Source organism: Paenibacillus sp. SER-28 (assembly GCF_052906305.1).
On record NZ_JBRECM010000001.1, the window covers coordinates 824,763 to 843,280 of the forward strand.

The 18,518-nt window shown below is 45.5% G+C and carries 19 protein-coding genes and 1 other RNA gene; 13 read left to right on the forward strand and 7 right to left on the reverse strand.

Features of this window, described 5'->3' with window-relative positions:
- Window positions 1-82 precede the first annotated feature (82 nt).
- The gene (locus ACUYLD_RS03930) at window positions 83-271 is read right to left on the reverse strand and encodes a hypothetical protein (protein ID WP_080683009.1); all 189 of its coding nucleotides are present in this window, start codon (window positions 269-271) and stop codon (window positions 83-85) included.
- Window positions 272-443: 172 nt separating this feature from the next.
- The gene (locus ACUYLD_RS03935; protein ID WP_025722295.1) at window positions 444-1,265 is read right to left on the reverse strand and encodes a YitT family protein; all 822 of its coding nucleotides are present in this window, start codon (window positions 1,263-1,265) and stop codon (window positions 444-446) included.
- Window positions 1,266-1,590: 325 nt separating this feature from the next.
- Here ACUYLD_RS03935 and ACUYLD_RS03940 point away from each other — a divergent pair, with 325 nt between their 5' ends.
- The 4 genes from ACUYLD_RS03940 to ACUYLD_RS03955 all read left to right on the forward strand — a co-directional run bounded on the left by ACUYLD_RS03940 (window position 1,591) and on the right by ACUYLD_RS03955 (window position 5,022).
- Entirely contained in the window at window positions 1,591-3,180 is a 1,590-nt protein-coding gene (locus tag ACUYLD_RS03940) for a DEAD/DEAH box helicase (RefSeq protein ID WP_029516709.1), read from the forward strand.
- Between the two features lie 222 nt (window positions 3,181-3,402).
- On the forward strand, window positions 3,403-4,164 hold the full coding sequence (locus ACUYLD_RS03945) for a YesL family protein (RefSeq protein WP_446674457.1): 762 nt from the start codon (window positions 3,403-3,405) through the stop codon (window positions 4,162-4,164).
- A gap of 58 nt (window positions 4,165-4,222) precedes the next feature.
- Window positions 4,223-4,417, forward strand: a non-coding RNA gene (ssrS, locus tag ACUYLD_RS03950) — 6S RNA.
- A 212-nt stretch (window positions 4,418-4,629) separates the two neighbouring features.
- Window positions 4,630-5,022 (forward strand): DUF1499 domain-containing protein, encoded by a 393-nt coding sequence (locus tag ACUYLD_RS03955; protein WP_013309718.1) that lies wholly within the window; start codon window positions 4,630-4,632, stop codon window positions 5,020-5,022.
- Window positions 5,023-5,112: 90 nt separating this feature from the next.
- Here the strand turns inward: ACUYLD_RS03955 and tpx are convergent, their stop codons facing one another.
- Window positions 5,113-5,631 carry a thiol peroxidase gene (gene tpx / locus ACUYLD_RS03960; protein WP_023988020.1) on the reverse strand — a complete coding sequence of 173 codons (519 nt, stop codon included), beginning with the start codon at window positions 5,629-5,631 and terminating at the stop codon, window positions 5,113-5,115.
- A 119-nt stretch (window positions 5,632-5,750) separates the two neighbouring features.
- Here tpx and ACUYLD_RS03965 point away from each other — a divergent pair, with 119 nt between their 5' ends.
- A complete protein-coding gene (locus ACUYLD_RS03965; protein WP_446674458.1) occupies window positions 5,751-6,374 on the forward strand; it encodes a rhomboid family intramembrane serine protease in 624 nt (207 codons plus the stop codon).
- Between the two features lie 98 nt (window positions 6,375-6,472).
- The gene (locus ACUYLD_RS03970) at window positions 6,473-7,411 is read left to right on the forward strand and encodes a LysR family transcriptional regulator (RefSeq protein ID WP_039270004.1); all 939 of its coding nucleotides are present in this window, start codon (window positions 6,473-6,475) and stop codon (window positions 7,409-7,411) included.
- 90 nt (window positions 7,412-7,501) lie between these two features.
- On the opposite strand, the gene ACUYLD_RS03975 is transcribed toward ACUYLD_RS03970, so the two are convergent.
- Together ACUYLD_RS03975 and ACUYLD_RS03980 are read right to left on the reverse strand one after the other, a co-directional pair.
- Window positions 7,502-8,173 carry a zinc metallopeptidase gene (locus ACUYLD_RS03975; protein ID WP_023988023.1) on the reverse strand — a complete coding sequence of 224 codons (672 nt, stop codon included), beginning with the start codon at window positions 8,171-8,173 and terminating at the stop codon, window positions 7,502-7,504.
- Window positions 8,174-8,212: 39 nt separating this feature from the next.
- Window positions 8,213-8,644: a MerR family transcriptional regulator gene (locus ACUYLD_RS03980; protein ID WP_023988024.1), complete on the reverse strand. Its 432-nt coding sequence runs from the start codon at window positions 8,642-8,644 to the stop codon at window positions 8,213-8,215.
- 295 nt (window positions 8,645-8,939) lie between these two features.
- Here ACUYLD_RS03980 and ACUYLD_RS03985 point away from each other — a divergent pair, with 295 nt between their 5' ends.
- The 4 genes from ACUYLD_RS03985 to ACUYLD_RS04000 all read left to right on the forward strand — a co-directional run bounded on the left by ACUYLD_RS03985 (window position 8,940) and on the right by ACUYLD_RS04000 (window position 13,009).
- On the forward strand, window positions 8,940-10,343 hold the full coding sequence (locus tag ACUYLD_RS03985; RefSeq protein ID WP_039270006.1) for an ammonium transporter: 1,404 nt from the start codon (window positions 8,940-8,942) through the stop codon (window positions 10,341-10,343).
- Window positions 10,344-10,383: 40 nt separating this feature from the next.
- A complete protein-coding gene (locus tag ACUYLD_RS03990; protein ID WP_446674459.1) occupies window positions 10,384-11,466 on the forward strand; it encodes a DUF294 nucleotidyltransferase-like domain-containing protein in 1,083 nt (360 codons plus the stop codon).
- Entirely contained in the window at window positions 11,463-12,200 is a 738-nt protein-coding gene (locus ACUYLD_RS03995; protein WP_061828597.1) for an exonuclease domain-containing protein, read from the forward strand. The genes ACUYLD_RS03990 and ACUYLD_RS03995 overlap by 4 nt, the downstream gene beginning before the upstream one ends.
- Before the next feature lie 161 nt (window positions 12,201-12,361).
- Complete coding sequence (locus ACUYLD_RS04000) at window positions 12,362-13,009, forward strand: TlpA family protein disulfide reductase (RefSeq protein WP_069291636.1); 648 nt, start codon at window positions 12,362-12,364, stop codon at window positions 13,007-13,009.
- A 39-nt stretch (window positions 13,010-13,048) separates the two neighbouring features.
- Here the strand turns inward: ACUYLD_RS04000 and cimA are convergent, their stop codons facing one another.
- Entirely contained in the window at window positions 13,049-14,665 is a 1,617-nt protein-coding gene (cimA, locus tag ACUYLD_RS04005) for a citramalate synthase (RefSeq protein ID WP_069291637.1), read from the reverse strand.
- 293 nt (window positions 14,666-14,958) lie between these two features.
- On the opposite strand from cimA, the gene ACUYLD_RS04010 reads away from it, so the two are divergent.
- From ACUYLD_RS04010 to ACUYLD_RS04020, 3 genes are all read left to right on the forward strand, one after another.
- Window positions 14,959-16,239 carry a DNA polymerase IV gene (locus ACUYLD_RS04010; RefSeq protein ID WP_023988030.1) on the forward strand — a complete coding sequence of 427 codons (1,281 nt, stop codon included), beginning with the start codon at window positions 14,959-14,961 and terminating at the stop codon, window positions 16,237-16,239.
- Between the two features lie 161 nt (window positions 16,240-16,400).
- A complete protein-coding gene (locus tag ACUYLD_RS04015; RefSeq protein WP_013309730.1) occupies window positions 16,401-16,643 on the forward strand; it encodes a ferredoxin in 243 nt (80 codons plus the stop codon).
- A 265-nt stretch (window positions 16,644-16,908) separates the two neighbouring features.
- On the forward strand, window positions 16,909-18,333 hold the full coding sequence (locus tag ACUYLD_RS04020) for a L,D-transpeptidase (RefSeq protein WP_446674460.1): 1,425 nt from the start codon (window positions 16,909-16,911) through the stop codon (window positions 18,331-18,333).
- Between the two features lie 27 nt (window positions 18,334-18,360).
- Here ACUYLD_RS04020 and ACUYLD_RS04025 read toward each other — a convergent pair whose 3' ends face one another.
- Window positions 18,361-18,507 carry a hypothetical protein gene (locus tag ACUYLD_RS04025; protein ID WP_023988033.1) on the reverse strand — a complete coding sequence of 49 codons (147 nt, stop codon included), beginning with the start codon at window positions 18,505-18,507 and terminating at the stop codon, window positions 18,361-18,363.
- Window positions 18,508-18,518: the final 11 nt, after the last annotated feature.

The window sequence follows — 18,518 nt, forward strand, 5'->3', positions numbered from 1 at the left end:
GAATCCATAAAAATGCATAAATAATGCCGCTCTCTTCGCGGTTGTAGATGTAACCGGAAGAAGCGGCACTTGGTAAAGAAATTTATTGAAGATAATTATTGTCTTGATGCTCGCAAATACTGTACTGAATAATTTCTAGCGCATCCGTTGGCTTGAGTATGGCCATCCCGTCCCGAAGCACAATCATCGAGTTCAGCTCATCCTTTTTGAGAGAAGGGAGCATTTCCGGGTACCATCTTAAGACAATGTCGGACAGTTTTACCGTTTCCATTTCCACAAAAATCACCCTTTCCTGCTCGGAATCATTCCAAAAGAATCATTCAATACGATTCGGAAAAGCAAAGTGCCTGTGAAATAGCAGGTAAAGCTGGTCTTTATATACTATGGGAACAGCGCACATATAGTGTACCACAGAAACTGTATTTTGACACTTGGGTTTGTGCTTATCTTCGGCGAAATGAACCCATCACCCCAACCGTTTCCACAATATTGACAAAAGCTGAAGGGTCCACTTCTTTAATGATCCGTTTTAATTCAACTAGCTCGTAGCGTGTCGTGACAGTCATCAGCATGTCCTTTTCGGTATGTGAAAATGCGCCTTCAATTTTTATTTTGCTAACACCGCGTGGTGTGGTCAACATCCGCTCCAGTAGCTTGTCGGTGTGTTCTGTAATAATGTAGACGGTAATCTTCGTGTGACTGACATAGATTTGATCCAATACCTTGCCAGTCACAAAAATAGATAGCATGGACGCAAGTGCAATATTCCAATCATCGTTCAAATATCCTGCTGCAAGAATGACCAGTCCATTCATGCCAACAAGTACAGTTCCTACGGGGAAGTCACGATAACGAGTGACGATGGAACCGATAATGTCAAAACCGCCCGTAGAACCCCCTACCCGAAAGGAAATTCCTGCTCCAACGCCGATCATCACCCCACCAAAAACGGAGGCTAGTAGGGGGTCCGACACGACAGATTGCACCGGCACCCAGGCCAAAATCCACGTTGTAACGACAACGGATAAAATGCTCAGGCTAATAAAACGCTTGCCTAAAATAAACCAGCCTGCAATAAGCATCGGAATATTGATAATAAAATACATCGCGCTGATATCAAATTTTGTGAAGTAGCCAATTAACATGGAAAGACCAGCTACTCCCCCGCTCAGCAAGTGGTGTGGCACGAGAAACAGATTAAAACCGCATGCAATGGCAGCGGCTCCAAGAATGACAGTTAAGCAGTTTAACACTATTTTTAACAACTTATTTTCACCTCATTTAAATTATACGGGAAGCAACTTGCTGGTATTCATGAATTGTTCTGTGCTATAATGCGATGTGGATATTCTTGAGTAGGGACCTATGTCCAGAGAAACACTTAAAATTTAAACTGTTTTAAAAAGGATAAATTCGTTTAAGATGTATCGGATAGGTTCCCCAAATTTATTACAGAAAGATACAGTTATAGGTCTAAATAAACTGTCACTGTATTGGGGAAAACTTATACAATAATATCGCTACTTAAGAATACAGACAACATTGTGGATTGTCCACCACATCCACCATTATGAAGGAGTTTGAATAAATTTGACGACATTTGCAGAATTTGATCTTGAACCGAAAGTAATTCAGGCGATTACAGAACTGGGCTTTGAAGAAGCAACACCAATTCAATCCCAATCCATCCCGATTGCACTGCAAGGCAGAGACATGATTGGCCAAGCCCAAACAGGTACTGGTAAAACCGCTGCGTTTGGTATTCCGCTGATTAACAAAATTTCTAGAAGCGACGAAAAAATCAGAGCCCTGATCATGGCACCAACACGTGAGCTTGCTATCCAGGTAGCTGAAGAAATCGAAAAACTCTCCCGTTTCAAAGGTCTTCGTACTTTGCCAATCTATGGTGGACAAGATATCGTACGCCAGATTCGTGCTTTGAAAAAGAAACCTCAAATTATTATTGGTACGCCAGGACGCTTGCTTGACCATATTAATCGCAAAACCATCAAGCTGGAAGATGTAAACACAGTTGTTTTGGATGAAGCAGATGAAATGTTGGATATGGGCTTCATGGAAGATATTCAATCCATTCTGAAGCAAGTTCCAGACGAGCGTCAAACGATGCTTTTCTCGGCTACAATGCCTCCTAATATTAAAAGATTGGCTGAGCAATTCCTCAAAAATCCTGAGCATGTTTCAGTTATTCCTAAACAAGTTAGTGCTCCACTGATTGATCAGGCCTATATCGAAGTTCCTGAGCGTCAAAAATTCGAAGCATTGAGCCGTTTGATCGACATGGAATCCCCAGAACTTGCTATCGTATTTGGTCGTACCAAGCGTCGGGTAGACGAGCTGGCTGAAGCTCTGCAAAAACGCGGATATTCTGCAGACGGTTTACACGGTGACTTGTCTCAAAACCAACGTGATGCTGTAATGCGTAAATTCCGTGACGGAAGCATCGACGTGCTCGTAGCGACTGACGTAGCTGCCCGTGGTTTGGACGTTTCCGGCGTAACTCACGTTGTGAACTTTGACCTTCCGCAAGATCCAGAAAGCTATGTTCACCGTATTGGACGTACTGGACGTGCAGGTAAAGAAGGGGAAGCTTGGTCTTTCGTAACGCCTCGTGAAATTGACCATTTGCACTTTATCGAACGTGTAACTCGTCACCGCATTCCACGCAAGCCGCTTCCAACGTTGGCTGAAGCTCTGGAAGGTAAACAACGTATCATTGCTGAACGTCTCTTAGAGGCTGTAGAAAGCGGTGAGCTGAACGAGTATAAAGGTTTGGCTATTCAAATGCTGGAGCAATATGATTCTGTACAACTTCTCTCCGCAGCTCTGAAGCTGATGACTGGTGAGAAGAGAGAAGCATCGATTGAACTGACTCCAGAAGATCCGATCCGTGCAAAACGTCGTAAACCAGATGTACGTTCTGGCGGTCGCAAGCCTTCCAACTATAGCGGTCGCAGCAACGGTGGTTACAATTCCAACCGTTCTGGCGGTAGCGGCGGTAGTGGAAGCAAAGGTGGATATGGCGGTTACAACCGTGGCAAAGAAGGTGGTGGCTACAACCGTGATTCCGGAAGCCGCTACAGTGGAGATCGCAAACCACGCCCGAGCAGCAATGGAGAAACTCGTCGTCCTGCAAGACGTGAAGATTCCTCTTCCGAATAAGAAATGAAATAATGAAAAGTCGAAGCAGATGAAGCTTCGGCTTTTTTGTTATGATTAATCAGTATGTATGAACCTTTTAGAGGTCTGCTTTAATGGGTCACGTATTGATTTCACTGGCGTATTAGGGCTGAAATACGGTATGATATAGTCAAGAGCCGGAATTTATAGGCATAGCAACATGAGTCTTGGAACTGCCAAGGCTTGCGGAGGGAGAGACTGACATTGGAGTTTAAAGGAGCTATGGGTGGTATTTACCGCCTGACCGAGTGGATTACCCGACTGGCGGCTACAAATTTGTTATGGGTGTTATGTTCGTCGCCTTTTGTGTTCTGCCTCATACTGAAACTACTTGTAATGAATCAGAATTTGGCTAATGAGTCTTTACAAATGAATTGGGCGATGGCTATTTTGGCACCGCTTACTTTATTTCCAGCCACATCGGCTATGTTTACAGTGGTTCGCAAATGGGTAATGGGCGATACCGATACGGGCGTGTTTCGTACCTTTTTTAAAGGGTATAAAGAGAATTATAAGCAAAGTTTGATCGGGGGTATCTTTTACACGTTGCTGTTTGTCATCATGTATGTGGATTATACCGTGTATATGACACAACTCAGCAACTTGCAAATCGTCGGCGTAATTATGCTTATTCTTATCATTATTTTGCTTGTGTCTATGTTTAACTTCTTTTCGATGGTGGCTCATTATCATATGTCTACCGGACAAATTATTAAAAATGCGGTGTTACTGACGCTGATTCGACCATTTCGTGTATTTTCTACCCTGCTCGGCAGCGCTGTTGTTATATTTATCGGAGTCAAATATCCTGTGCTTTTCCTATTCTTCATTGGCAGCGTGGTTGCCTGGTTCGCTTTCTTTAATTTTTACGGAACGTTCCTCAAAATGCAGGATCAAATGGAAAAGATGAAGCAGAAAGATGAAGATACGGCAAGCATTGAAGACAAAAAAAGTGATAACCTCTAAAAATAAATCATATTTCTCCTAGCATTTACTTTCTGAGTGAGAAGCGCTATAATAAGGTCACATCCTGCGATGTACGTTACGGTCATTTGTTGTTTTGAACCAATGACAATGTCTAGGGAGATCTATACGGATGAATAGCTGAAAAGCCCTGTCAATTCCTGACAAGGGGACTTCAAAAGTTTATTCTGCGGTCACCCACCTGCTAAAGCAGGTTCAGAAGACGCTATGGTCGGACGGCATCGGCGGGTACTCCAAAGATAATGAATACACTCTGTTCATGCTTCGTGCAGAAACAGGGTGTTTTTTGTATGCAACAATGTTAAACTAAGACATGAGGTACTAAGGTCGCATACCACAGGTATGGTCGGTTAACTTTTTGTTGTTTAACGTTTTTATAAAGCGCTTGCAGCAAAAAAACCGATGTGCTGCATTTATGGCAACGATTATCGTGAAGGAGGAAATGTCTTGTCGTTGAAGAGGACTCTGGTAGGGATTGTGCGCAGCCAAGAAGGTACAAGCGACCGGGTCAAGGACCCCCAAATGAAGACACGCTATTATAACTTATCGAGAGACAAGGCTTGGGAAGAAGTATCATCTATTTTGAAAAAAATTCCTGGCTACAAGGTACTCCATGAGGTAGCATCTGTAGGTGAGATTACGTTAGAGAAGCGAACGGCGTTCGGTAGAACCGTCGACATTACCGTTTCCATATTGTCCGTCTCGCCAGTTCGGAGTGCGGTGGATATTTATTCTGCTTCACGCGGATCGCTAGGGGACTTGGGCGCGAATTACCGCATCATTTTGCAACTGTTCGCTGTGATTGACAAGAAGCTGTCCGCTCATAAGGTCGTGCAGTAATTGTAGATGTGTGAGCAGTGATGTGGCAGATAAACGTCAAAAAAAGCGAGGAAGGCAACCCTTCACTCGCTTTTTTAATATTCGTCTGATTTAGACGAGTTTTTTCACTGCTGCAATCGCTTGGTCATAGTCAGGATGTTCGGACATTTCGCTCAAGTATTCTACGTAAGCGATTTTGTCATTTTGATCAATTACAAAAATAGCTCTATGATCCAAATGGAATTCCTTGATGAACACACCATAAGCTTCGCCGAAGGAATGATCCTTATAGTCGGACAGTGTCAATACGCGGTCGATACCGGCAGCACCGCACCAACGAGCTTGAGCGAAAGGCAGATCGACGCTGACAGTTAGCACCACGACTTGATCCCCAAGGGAATCAGCTTCTTGGTTAAAACGTCGAGTCTGTGCGTCACACACGCCTGTATCCAAAGAAGGAACAACACTGATCAATTTGACTTTGCCCGCAAAGTCTTGGAGCGTAGCTGCTTCTAGCAGGTTTTTCTGTAATTTGAAATCAGGTGCCTGGTCTCCAACCTTCAGTTCAGGTCCTAAGAGTGTCAAAGGATTGCCTTTAAAAGTAGCAGCTCCTGTACGTTCTTGTGCCATATGTAATAGCCTCCTTGGTTTTTAGCATTGGTTATCGTTGCCGAAATCTATTATAATCTTTTATAAAAGACATTGTCCAATTTGAATAAGGTGGAGACACCCATGAAGGAAGGATTGCCTTGATTTTTTTACGTTATGAGAACTGGAAAAGTTATTTGCGGTTTTACCCAGTGACCTGTCTGATTTTGCTCATTAATATTGTGATGTTTATTGTACTCACCGTACAGGGTGGATCGGAAAATAGTTTGACGCTGATCCGATATGGAGCTTTGATTAATGAAGCGCCATTCACTGATCAGCTGTGGCGATATGTATCAGCCATGTTTTTACATGCAGGGTTTGATCATCTTCTGTTCAATTCCTTCGCCATACTCGTATTCGCTCCTCCGCTGGAGCGTTTGCTGGGGGCCTTCCGCTATGTGCTATTGTATCTGGTCACGGGCATTGTAGGGAACATACTGTCCATCGCGCATTACAACATGATGGCGGAAACGACAGTCTCTGTAGGAGCCTCAGGAGCGATTTATGGCATCTATGGAGCATTCCTATACGTTGCCCTGTTCCAGCGGTCACTGATGGATGACGCCTCGCGCAAAACGCTGTACACGCTGCTTGGGTTTGGTATCCTGTTTTCTTTCGCTGTAGCGAACATTAACTGGACGGCTCACTTCGGGGGATTACTCAGTGGGTTTTTCCTTTATGGATTAATGATCAGATTGACTGGCCAACGCAAACGTCACTAAAGACAGTTTTACCGTAAGTTAGCAGGGTAAGAAAGAGGATGATGTTCGATTGACGTCTTCTTCCGGATGTTGAAAAACAGATTGGAGCGAATATCGGAGTGGAATTACGACAGTTGCAATACTTCATGAAGGTAGCGCAAAAAGAACATGTCACTCAGGCAGCCGAGGAGCTACATGTGGCGCAATCTGCGGTAAGCCGGCAAATTCATCAGCTTGAAGAGGAGCTGGGAGTTAATCTTTTTATGCAAAAGGGTCGCAATTTGCAGCTAACGCCAGTGGGACAGCTATTTTGCAAACGGGTTGAGACGATTATAAAAGATCTAGAGCGAGCTGTTTTGGAGGTTCATGAGTTTTTGGACCCTGAGGGGGGCGAAATCCGCATCGGTTTTCCGCACAGTTTGGGGATTCATCTTATTCCTACGGTGGTGGCTGAATTCCGAAAGCGGTATCCCAATGTTAAATTCAGATTTAAACAGGGGATGTACCCGAGTTTAATTCGTGATGTGTTAGCGGGTGAGGTGGATTTGGCTTTTGTATCTCCTTTTCCAGATCGTCATGATCATGTAGAGGGGGACGTGGTGCTGACCGAGGAGTTGTTTGCTGTTCTCCCGCCCAATCATCCTTTAGCCACGGCCAAACACATCACGCTGAGTCAGCTTAAAGGAGAAAAATTCATCCTGTTCAGAGATGGATATTCGTTACGCCCGATTGTCTGGCAGGCTTGTCTGGAGGCAGGATTTACGCCAGATATTGCTTTTGAAGGTGAAGAGACAGATACGATTCGCGGATTAGTTGCGGCTGGTATGGGAGTCAGTCTTTTGCCTGAAATGGCGTTGTTTCAGACCAACCCGCTTCAACCTGCAAGAGTGTCAATTGTTGATCCAGAGGTCACGCGAACTATAGGCTTGATTCATCGCAAAGATGACAAGCTACCATTAGTTGCAAAGTCATTCCGAACTTTTTTGTTGCAATATTTTGGTCTTAAAGGTAGTGTTGCTACTCCGAATGGAAGTGCAAAAGCGGATTTAGGGCAGTGAGTATAGCTGGTTGGTTTTAGATAAAGAAAAAAAGGTTGTTCCTCTACCGTTAACTTGGTGGAGGAACAACCTTTTTTGCAACACAAGCAATTAATCCCGGCTGTTAAAGATACCGATTAAGCGAATTAGTTCCAGCAAGGAAACGAGAGCTGCAGCCACATAAGTTAATGCAGCAGCATTTAATACTTTGGCGATACCCCGTTCTTCATCACTACGGATAAACCCTTCGGAAACCATAATTTCCCGGGCGCGGTTGGAAGCATTAAATTCAACCGGTAATGTAATTAATTGAAAAGCGACAGTAGCCGAGAAAAAGATAATACCCAAGCCAATCAGGTTCGTGTAGCTGAATAAGAAACCGGCAATCAGCAGAAATGGTGCAATCCCGGAAGCGAAGTTTACGATCGGAAAGATCCGATGACGGAGTGCTAGCATGGGATAATGCTCTTTATGTTGAATGGCATGACCGACCTCGTGACAAGCTACGGCAACTGCAGAAATCGATTTTTCATAATAAACGGGCTCGGACAGCCGTACGACTCTTTGCATCGGATCATAATGGTCAGATAACGCACCAGGTACTGGTTCAATAGGTACATCATGCAAACCATTGCGATCCAGCATATGCCGAGCTGCATCATAACCGGTCAACCCATTTTCATTTGGGACATCAGACCATTTATTAAAAGTACCTTTTACACGGAATTGCGCCCATAAGGATAATCCGAACGCAAGAATAATCAATATATACATACCCATCATAAAGCAACCCTCCATTATTGTTCGTCATAGCCCGGGCATCTACATCATAGAACTATGCTCCAGCAGATACTTCAGAGCTTCGATACAAGCGGCGCTTTGTGGTAGTAGACCAGTAAGCAACTTGCGCGCTTGAACGGGCTTGAGCTGCCCCAAAAGAGGCTGTAGTTCATTGACTTCACGTTCTAGACGCTGCATGTGCATCTCTAGACTCGTTAGTTTGTCAGTGACGTGCTCTTCCCCCGCGACCGAGTTCCATTTAATCAGTGTCTGTCTGATTTCCTCAAGGCTATACTTCTCTTGTTTCATTTGGTTAATACGTTCAAGCCTGTTTAAGGTTTCATCATTATAAAGCCGATAATTTTTCAATGATCGTTCTTCAGGTGTGATCAAACCAAGCTTTGTGTAATAATCAATAGTTCGTTCGCTGACACCAGCCGCCTTGGCTAGCTCACCAATTCGATACAGCTTCATATTCCCATCTGTCTTCACCTCGCGCTCTTCGTTCAACCTTCAATATTAGCATTTGCAAACGGAGTGTATATAAAGAATATTTTACATGATTCCCAACCATACAGTCAAACGTCATGCTTTTTTCTGGACAGAAACAAGCTACTTTTATAGTTAGTAAATATGACATGAAGTGTTTGGGACCATATTTTTTTAACATAATAAAAAAAATCTTGTCAACTTTCATGTATTCTGATTATAATGACAATAAGAATTTCACGAAATGTAAAGAAACTTAACATTCGAGGGAGTGGGCTTCATGAGAAAAAAGTGGTTAGTTGTATTATTGGCCATGCTGACAGTATTAGCTTTTCCGGTAGGTGCGTTTGCTGCTGACGGTCCGACAAATATTCAACTTCAAGCCGGGCTAAACACGGCCTTTACGTTCTTGGCATTTATACTTGTATTTTTTATGCAAGCGGGATTTGCATTGCTGGAGGCAGGCTCGACACGAATGAAGAATGCAGGCCATGTCGCTGGTAAAACGATTCTCACCACAGGTGTTGCGGCTTTGTCCTTCTGGGCACTTGGATTTGGATTCGGATTTGGTAATGATGGCGGCAACGGATTTATGGGACTGACAGGTTTCTTCATGAGTGGTACGAATGCTGCTGCATCGTTTGATGCTCTTTCAGGTCTGGATGTTCCGATTACAATTATGTTTTTGTTCCACTTTGCTTTCGCTGCGGTATCACTTTCTATCGCATGTGGGGGAATGGCAGAGCGTGCAAAATTAAGTGTATACATTATCTTCGGTATTTTGTTCTCTATCGTGATCTATCCGGTTGTAGCTCACTGGGTGTGGGGCGGCGGATGGCTTGGTAAGTTAGGCATGCAGGATTATGCCGGTTCGACGGTAGTCCATTTGACAGGCGCTACGGCGGCACTCGTCGCTACACTGCTGCTCAAACCGCGTCTGGGCAAGTTCAATAAAGATGGCAAGCCGAACATTATCCCTGGTCATAATCAGGTGTACTCTATCTTGGGTGTTATTATTCTCTGGTTTGGTTGGTTTGGGTTTAACCCAGGTAGTGCTGTATCGGCTATGAACGACGGATTCTTTGGATATGTGGCTTTGACTACCAATATTGCTGCTGCGGCAGGTGGGGTTTTCGCTTTGCTCGTATCCTGGATGGTATATGGAAAAGCAGATATTCCTGCTATGCTAAACGGTGTGCTGGCGGCTTTGGTTGCTATTACTGGTTCTTGTGCCTTTGTAGCCCCTTGGGCGGCACTGGTCATTGGTGCAGTTGCAGGGATCGTCACTTTCTTTACAGCGCAATGGTTCGAGCGTGCAAGAGTAGATGACCCGGTATATGCTTTCTCCGTGCATGGTGTTGCAGGGATGTGGGGCGCAGTGTCCACAGGGTTCTTCGCTACTCCTGAGCTTGTAAAAATAACAGGTGTAGGTCAAGCGGGTCTGTTCTATGGTGGTGGATTTACCCAATTAGGAGTACAGCTGCTTGGACTGATTGGCACCTTGGCTTTCGTGTTCGTCATTTCCTTCATTATTCTGGGTGCGATGAAAGCGATTATGGGTATCCGCGTTACGGAAGAGGAAGAAACGATGGGACTGGATATCAGTGAACACGGTACGTACGGCTATCCTGAGCAAATGAAGTTGGTTGCCGAGGCTGAAAAGCGTTCTGGAATTGTGAACTAATATGTAAAATATAAAGAACCAGTACGGAGGAGATGGAAGTATGGAACTGCAAAATATGGCCTCTTGGGTGAGTTCCGCTGAAGCGATTGATCAAGCAGATACGCCTGAATCGCTAAGGCAGGCCAGGGTCGACTCTCAAAAATGGCTGCTGGCTTCCCAAGCCTCCGCTCCGTTATCAGACTGGTTACGAACGGCGAATGAAATGCATGACCGCATCGCGGCCAGAGCTGTACAAATGTGTGAAAAAGGGATGGTTGAGGATGGCTTCGGCCCTCCTCCCGTCCCTTATGCATTTATAGCCTTCGGAAGCATGGGACGCTCGGAATCGACGCTGTGGAGTGACCAGGATAACGGTATGATTATCAGTGACACAATATCTGCTGATAAAGAATTGTATTTTAGAGAGTTTGGTCGCAGAGTGACTGCGATGTTAGAGTATTTGGGATATCCCAAATGTGAGGGGAAAGTAATGTGCTCGGAGCCGTTGTGGCGCCAAACATTGTCCGGATGGCAAGAACAGCTAACAAAATGGTCGGACGATTTTGCTTGGGAGCCAATCCGTTATCTGATTATCTCGTCTGATATGAGGCATATCGCTGGGGATGAGCAATTATCTGCAAACTGGAAACGAAGTTTTTATGAGTTGTTCCGAAAACATCCTGATTTACCCTCGGCGGTACTTCGGAACACGGTGAGGCATAAAGCGACACTTAATATTTTAGGTCAGATTGTTACCGAGCGCTTCGGTGAGCATGCGGGCGATTTTGATGTGAAATACGGCTTGTACATTCCGCTGGTGAACGCAGTCCGTTTTTTGGCGTTGCAACATGGTGTAGAGGAAACCTCCACCCTCAAAAGGCTCAGTCGTCTCGCATCATTGGAAGCGGCGCCGTTGCCTTTACTCGATGCTTGCGAGCGAGCCTTTCGGATCGCGCTTCAGCTTCGAATGGCTACTCCGGTGAAGAAGAATGATGGATTGCTGGTCAGCAATGGCTACCTGGCTGTAAAGCCGCTCAAACAAAGTAAAGGCTGGCATGAGTTGCGCGAGGCGCTTTCGACAGTACGGCGGCTGCATCGTGCGTTGCAAAGGCAGTTGCGATTTATGGAAGGGAGAAGGTCATGAAGGAACCAGCGCAGGGAAGTGGCTTCTGGAGCGCTCTCCGCAGAGGAGGAGTGCCGTCTGCGATCGCATCTGTAATGGGGGCTCCTACGGCTCAGCAGATGGCGTTTATTCGCTCCTTAACCCGGGAGCAACGGCGCTCTGAAGTATTGCGGACCCCGCTGGATCGTTTGGAGACGGTAGTTTTTGATCTGGAGACAACGGGATTTTCAGCACAGCATGGAGATGAGATTTTATCGTTCGGGGCGATTCGGGTTGTCGGGGACATGATTATGGAAAAAGAGCAGTTTTATACGCTTGTTAATCCACGGACTGTGATTCCTGAGCATATTACCGAGCTAACTGGGATTACCCGGGAAATGACGGATGAAGCTCCACCGCTTATGAACGGACTGCACGACTTTATGTCCTTTGTAGGTGGGCGAGTACTTGTGGCACATGCTAGCGCTCATGACAAGGCCTTTTTGAATGCTGCGTTATGGAAAACATCTAAAGTTCAATTGACTCACCGTGTTCTGGATACGATGATGCTTGCCAAATGGCTTGAGCCACAGCAACATCAAACCTACAGTTTGGATGAATTGTTGACCTATCAATCCATTCCGATTGAAGGACGGCACCATGCGTTAGAGGATGCGAAAATGACGGCTAAGCTGTGGGTTGCTTATGTTCAGGAAATGTTGAAGCGTAATGTGACCAATTTGGCAGATGTCTACGCGCATTTAAGTCATGCCTGATTCAGTACAAGGCATAGCATAAAAACAGCAAGTTCGCGATTTCGTGGGTTTGCTGTTTTTTTTTGCGTCCTGTTCAGATTTAGAAGGTTAGAGGTGGGAACAGTATGGGCATCCTATGAAGAAGGTAAGGGTTATTTAGACGAAAGACAGGTGATAAGACTGTGAAAAGATTTCTTTTCATCAGAGCGATGGTTATGCTGGTTGTGGTTGGGGCTTCGTGGGGAGTTATTGAAAACACAACTTATGCAGCAATCCTGTCCATGGAAAATGCACCATTAAAAGAGGAATACGGTAGAGAAAGACTTAAAGCTGAGAAAGAGGTAGAGGATGAAACAGCAGATGCGGTAGAGGTAATGAAAAAGATAAAGCCTGGGCAGCGGCTTCCTTCTATGATTTTAAAGGGGTTAAACGGCAAGACCTACGATGTAGGGGCCACGCGCAATAAAGCTTTGGTTATTAGCTTTTGGGCTTCGTGGTGCGATCCGTGCCGATTAGAAGCGCCTATGCTGAATGAGTTGTATAGTAAGTACAAAGATGATGTGGATGTGTATGGTATCAATGTAACTCGCTATGATCGATTGGAGGATGTACAGAAGTTTTCCCGCTCTTTGGATCTCAAATTTCCCATTTTACTTGATGAGCAAGGAGCATTGTTTGAACGATTTGGAGGGGTAGCTTTTCCAACCCATGTAATGGTTGATCATCATGGACAGGTCCGCGAAATCATAATCGGCATGCTCAGTGAGCAGGAGTTGGAACGCAAAATAGAAACTCTTGAAAAAAAGAAGGTGTCTTTGGGAGCCGAGTAGACCCCCAAAGACACCTTAAAAGCTCATGCGAGCACCTGATTAGTGATTAACTAATCCATGATGAGTAAGCTCTGCCTGATCGTTTTTTGGAGTCGGTGCTTCCAATAATGCGTAACGGAAACTGTCCAAGAGAGCTTCCCAGCTGGCTTCAATTACATTTTCGGATACACCTACGTTACTCCAGACGTCCTCGTAATTTTTAGACTCAATGAGCACACGTACCTTGGCGGCGGTGGCATCCTTTTCGTCAAGCACACGTACCTTGTAGTCAGCCAAATGCATGTCCCGCAAGGCAGGGAAATATTGAGAAAGAGCCTTGCGGAGTGCGTTATCGAGCGCGTTGACAGGACCGTTACCTTCAGCTGCGGTATAGACACTCGTCCCTGCGACATTCAGTTTCAAAAATGCCTCGGATACGACCGGGCGGCCGGCAGTTTTCTCTACCAGCACTTTGAAGGATTCAAAAGAGAACATTTCCTTCACTTCACCACCTGCTTCACGAATGAGCAGTTCCAACGAAGCATCCGCGCCTTCAAACTGGTACCCCTGATGCTCCAGTTCCTTGATGCGGCTAATTACGCCACGTGCCTCATCACTAGATGGGTCAAGGGTGATGCCCAGCTCTTGCGCTTTGGATACCACGTTGCTTTGCCCGGCCAGTTCGGAGACCAAGACCCGTTGCTTGTTCCCCACGAGTTCAGGAGCGATGTGCTCATAAGTTCGCGAGTCGCGCAGAATGGCTGACACGTGGATGCCCCCCTTATGGGCAAAAGCTGCATTGCCTACATAAGGCTGGTTCACAGGCATATTGACGTTGGCGACTTCGCTCACAAAGCGGGCTGTATTGTGGAGTTGATTTAACTTCTCAGTATCTAGACAGTCGTAGCCCAGCTTGAGCTGCAAATTAGGAATGACGGAGCACAGGTTAGCATTACCACACCGTTCACCGTAGCCGTTGATGGTACCCTGAACCTGCCTTGCGCCTGCTTGTACAGCACTTAAAGAGTTCGCTACTGCCAATTCGCAGTCATTGTGTGTATGAATACCCAACTGCGACCTCGTTATCTGGCTTTGCAGCATAGTGACAATTTCCTGAATCTCATGCGGTAGGGTACCGCCGTTTGTATCGCACATCACGAGCCAATCCGCGCCTGCTTCTTCTGCTTTTTTCATAACGGCCATTGCATACTCGGGATTGTTTTTATATCCGTCAAAAAAATGTTCGGCATCAAAAATAACCTCCATGCCCCCTTGCTTTAAAAAGGCGATGGAGTCGTAAATCATAGACAGATTTTCCTCCAGTGTCGTCTGTAGGGCGGTGTGTACATGAAAATCCCATGATTTACCCACAAGTGTAGCAGCCTGAGCGCCGGATTCCAGAATTCGTTGTAGATTGACATCCTGTGCTGCGATGCTATCTTTGCGGCGCGTGCTGCCGAAGGCGACAATCTTTGCCTGAAGGCCCAGCTCTTGTACCCGTTTGAAAAATTCGATATCCTTGCTGTTGCTTCCGGGAATCCCGCCTTCAATATAATGAACACCGAGATCATCGAGTTTTTTGGCGATTTTCAATTTGTCATCAGCAGACAAGCTAATTCCTTCTCCTTGAGTGCCGTCTCGCAGCGTTGTGTCAAAGATAGAAATAGCGGTGGACATGAGGGACTCCTCCTTTGCGGATTGCTCAGATTGGTGATGCTCTGCTTTTTTTAAGCACATTAATTTAGTTGTTTAACGCTTAAAAACAGGAAAGCGTTAGTTGGTCGTGTTTGTATGTTAGTCGATTATATCAACTTATGACTTCAATTGTAATATATAATTATCATTTTTAGCCGCAAAACCTTTATTTTTAATGTAAAATAGAAATAGCATTTAAGGGTATTTCAAGTATAAAATCAAAACACATATTCCGCGATGACGGGTGAATTTACAGTTAAAAAGAAGGGTTGAGCATGAAAGATGTCAGTGCTTATTATCCGGCTGGTGGACGAGTTATTCTGCATGTGGATATGAATGCATTTTATTGTTCCGTTCATGCAGCGGAGGAGCCGGAGAAATATAAGGGACTGCCTACCGCGGTGGCAGGCAGTAGTGAGCTGCGCAAAGGTGTAATTGTAACCTGCTCTTATGAAGCTCGACGATTGGGCATTTCAACAGGGATGGTCGTTCAGCAGGCTCGTCGGATCTGTCCGCAGCTCATCGTAATACAGCCTGATTTTCACTTGTATCGTCGTTATTCCAAGGCATTTATGAGTATTGCCTATTCATATACGCCTATGCTGGAAGCAACTTCAATCGATGAGTGCTATCTGGATATTTCTGGCTCCAAACAGTTTGGAACACCTATGGAAATTGCTGAGGAAATCCAGCGCAGAGTAGAGGACGAACTGGGTCTGCCCTGTTCAATTGGAGTTGCTCCCAACAAGTTGCTGGCCAAAATGGCCTCTGATCTGAAAAAACCACGCGGGATATCTATTCTACGTTTGCGTGATGTACCCAACATTTTGTGGAACCTTCCTTGTGGTCAATTGTTTGGTGTGGGCCGCAAAACGGCAGATAAGCTTCTACAAATGAACATTCGCACCATTGGACAACTAGCTAAGGCTGATGAGCATATGCTGGTTGGCGTATTTGGTGTGACGGGTTCGTGGTTAAAATTGGCCGCTAATGGGATTAACCATTCTCCAGTCAGCACTGAACGGGAGCCAAACAAGTCCATTGGTCACACGACTACCCTGCCTATGGATGTGGTAAAGCTGGAAGAAGCCCAACGGGTACTTCTTAACATTAGTGATCAGGTAGCCCGGCGGCTTCGACGACACGGTATGCTGGCAGGAGGTATACAACTGACGATTCGGACGCCGGATATGAAGACCTTTACGCGTTCTCAAGTAAGGAGCACTCCTACGGAAAGTGCAGAGGACATATATAAGGAAGCTTGTGCGTTGTATCGTCGCCATTGGGGAGAAGATAAGCCTGTGCGCTTGCTGGGGATTACGCTACAGCAGCTCATTCCAAAGGAGGAAGCGGCCGTTCAAATGGATCTATTTGAATACCAGGATCAGCCTAAGAAAGAAAGCTTATTGAAGACGATGGATGCACTGCGCGATAAGTTTGGTGAAAATGCAATTTTGACCGCTGGGATGCTGGGAGATGATCCTTCGGTACTTCTTCGCAACTCCAAGTTGCGCGGAACTTCGCTGCAAAAAGACAATCTACCAACTCCGGAGTGAACTTCTGGGTGATTTATTGCAAACATCAGAAGCTTACGTTATAAGTGTTTTTTGCATGAAGGATAAAGGAAAATAATTTGTAATAATATTGGGTTTGTATTAATATGTGAATAGAATGCAAAAGCTGGTTTGTTTGATTGTATAGGAGGAAGAGAAAAGTTATGGCTAAATACACTTGGGTAGAAAAAGATACATGCATTGCTTGCGGAGCCTGTGGCGCTACAGCACCAGACATTTATGATTATGATGATGAAGGTTTGGCAGAAGTGATCTTTGAAGGGGATGCAAACCAAGGCATCAAGGCAATCTCAGAAGATTTGTTTGATGATATGCAGGATGCTTGCGATGGTTGCCCTACAGATTCCATCAAAGTAGCAGACGAGCCGTTCAATAAAGAAGGTTAAGCGTAGGCTTCTTTGAAGGCACAGCACCGACAGCTCCCTTCGCCGTATAACGGTGAAAGTAAGCTGTCGGTGCTGTTTTTTTAGATTATAGAATGGTTCAGCGGAGGTGAACTATTCTATAATCGCAAGAAAAACTTCTGCCAAGCGCGGTCTAGCTTCCGTGAAAGTGCGTCGATAGACGTTTTTTTATGTGCTGTCCATCGAGTCTATTTTTGCCGATATACATAATAGGAAGTATGCAAGATTACACGATCAGGAGGATCCGATGAACCATTCGCCTCATCTTAAATCGTATGTAAAAAAACACCCTGATAATAAAATGGCCTGGTATTTACTCGGCAAAGAGTATGAGAGCAGCGGTCAAGAGGGCAAAGCAAATTATTGCTTTAATCGCGCAGGAGAAGTGTTCGAAGCCTTCGAGCATAAACAGATTCCGGCAGACGTATGGATGGAATATCAGGATAAACTGGTTCAAATGTCCAAGGAGAAGGAGCGAAGGACGACTCGAACACGCCACCTGTTAACTGCGTTAATGGTACTACTGCTCATATGGGTTCCTTCAGCCAATTCACCGAGACCTTCAAATGAAAATGCATCTGTTCCATCTGGAACTGAGCAGTCAGCAATTGATAATATTGAAGTTACGAAAGTGGCCACTGCTGATCCGAAGGAGATGGCCCAGATCGGTGTGGTTGGTGGTGTGTTTACGGCTCAAGCTCGAAAAGGGAGTGGAGCTGGAACGGGGCTTACTGATTTGTTGGCTAAGACTAGCCGACTGCCGTCCAAGACTACAGTGTTGGGTATGGAGCAAGGGGGCTCATGGCTGCTCTGGAGAGAGGGTATGAAGCCATTACTTAGTGTACAGAACAAAGGAAACGGTGGATTAGCTGTTCAGTCTTACGATGCCGCTGCGTGTGCTTGCAAGCCGTCAGACAGTGAAAATCTTCGCAAAGCAGGTCTAAAATGGGCTGCTGGACAGGAGGAATTAGCTGTGTTGAATAGCTCCATGCGTGCTTTTCGCTCACAGCATCAACGTCTTCCCCAGAGTCTTGATGAACTGACTCGAGACTTTCCCGCTAACACGATGTACGGTACGACAGACGGGATGAAGAAGGCTTTTACACCTATGCGTAATTTACTTGCTTCACCAGGACAGGGAACAGGGAAGGCAGTAGATTTAGACGCTGACTCGTCGGCCGAAAGTAGTCCATTACTGGCATCGTCATTGCACGGACGACCTTTTCTGGGGCAACCGCTGCGAATTGTGGTGGACAAATCCAAGCACAGGCTCGCCCTGGTAAGTGGCAATGTACTTATTCGAAATTATCCTATCGGTTTGGGCGGAGAAAGAACACCAGAAGGGAAGTTTGTGATTACCGATAAAGTAGTAAATCCGAACGGCAAATCCAACGGTGAGTTTGGCAGCCGTGGAATGCAACTGTCTGCAACGAATTATGCCATTCATGGCACGAACGAGCCGGACAGCATTGGCAAAAATGAGTCGTTGGGTTGCGTCCGAATGGGTAAAGAGGATGTGGAGGAATTGTTTGCACTCGTACCTTCGGGTACGGAGGTAGTTATTGGTAACGGGGAATTGCCTGATCAAGTGCTTGTGCCTGGTTCTCGATTTACAAGTGAGCCGCAGCATGACCAGACGAATCCCCGCAAAACCTATCACTGGCTAAATTAACGTTTTGATGCTATTGCTACTTGGTGTTTAACGATTTCCTGCTTGTGCTAAAACAATGACCAGAATAATCACAATGATGAGGAGAACAAAGCTGACGGCGGTCCATACAATCGCTTTCTTGTTCACCTCATCCTTTTTCTTTTGCAGACTAGGCGGCTTGCGCTTGGTCTTCATATCAGCAATCC

Coding starts and splice junctions, on each gene's coding strand:
- ACUYLD_RS03930 (WP_080683009.1), bottom strand. CDS start 271: ATGGAAACGGTAAAACTGTCCGACATTGTCTTAAGATGGTACCCGGAA.
- tpx (WP_023988020.1), bottom strand. CDS start 5,631: ATGGCACAAGAACGTACAGGAGCTGCTACTTTTAAAGGCAATCCTTTG.
- ACUYLD_RS03975 (WP_023988023.1), bottom strand. CDS start 8,173: ATGATGGGTATGTATATATTGATTATTCTTGCGTTCGGATTATCCTTA.
- ACUYLD_RS03980 (WP_023988024.1), bottom strand. CDS start 8,644: ATGAAGCTGTATCGAATTGGTGAGCTAGCCAAGGCGGCTGGTGTCAGC.
- ACUYLD_RS03985 (WP_039270006.1), top strand. CDS start 8,940: ATGAGAAAAAAGTGGTTAGTTGTATTATTGGCCATGCTGACAGTATTA.
- ACUYLD_RS03990 (WP_446674459.1), top strand. CDS start 10,384: ATGGAACTGCAAAATATGGCCTCTTGGGTGAGTTCCGCTGAAGCGATT.
- ACUYLD_RS03995 (WP_061828597.1), top strand. CDS start 11,463: ATGAAGGAACCAGCGCAGGGAAGTGGCTTCTGGAGCGCTCTCCGCAGA.
- cimA (WP_069291637.1), bottom strand. CDS start 14,665: ATGTCCACCGCTATTTCTATCTTTGACACAACGCTGCGAGACGGCACT.
- ACUYLD_RS04010 (WP_023988030.1), top strand. CDS start 14,959: ATGAAAGATGTCAGTGCTTATTATCCGGCTGGTGGACGAGTTATTCTG.
- ACUYLD_RS04015 (WP_013309730.1), top strand. CDS start 16,401: ATGGCTAAATACACTTGGGTAGAAAAAGATACATGCATTGCTTGCGGA.
- ACUYLD_RS04020 (WP_446674460.1), top strand. CDS start 16,909: ATGAACCATTCGCCTCATCTTAAATCGTATGTAAAAAAACACCCTGAT.
- ACUYLD_RS04025 (WP_023988033.1), bottom strand. CDS start 18,507: ATGAAGACCAAGCGCAAGCCGCCTAGTCTGCAAAAGAAAAAGGATGAG.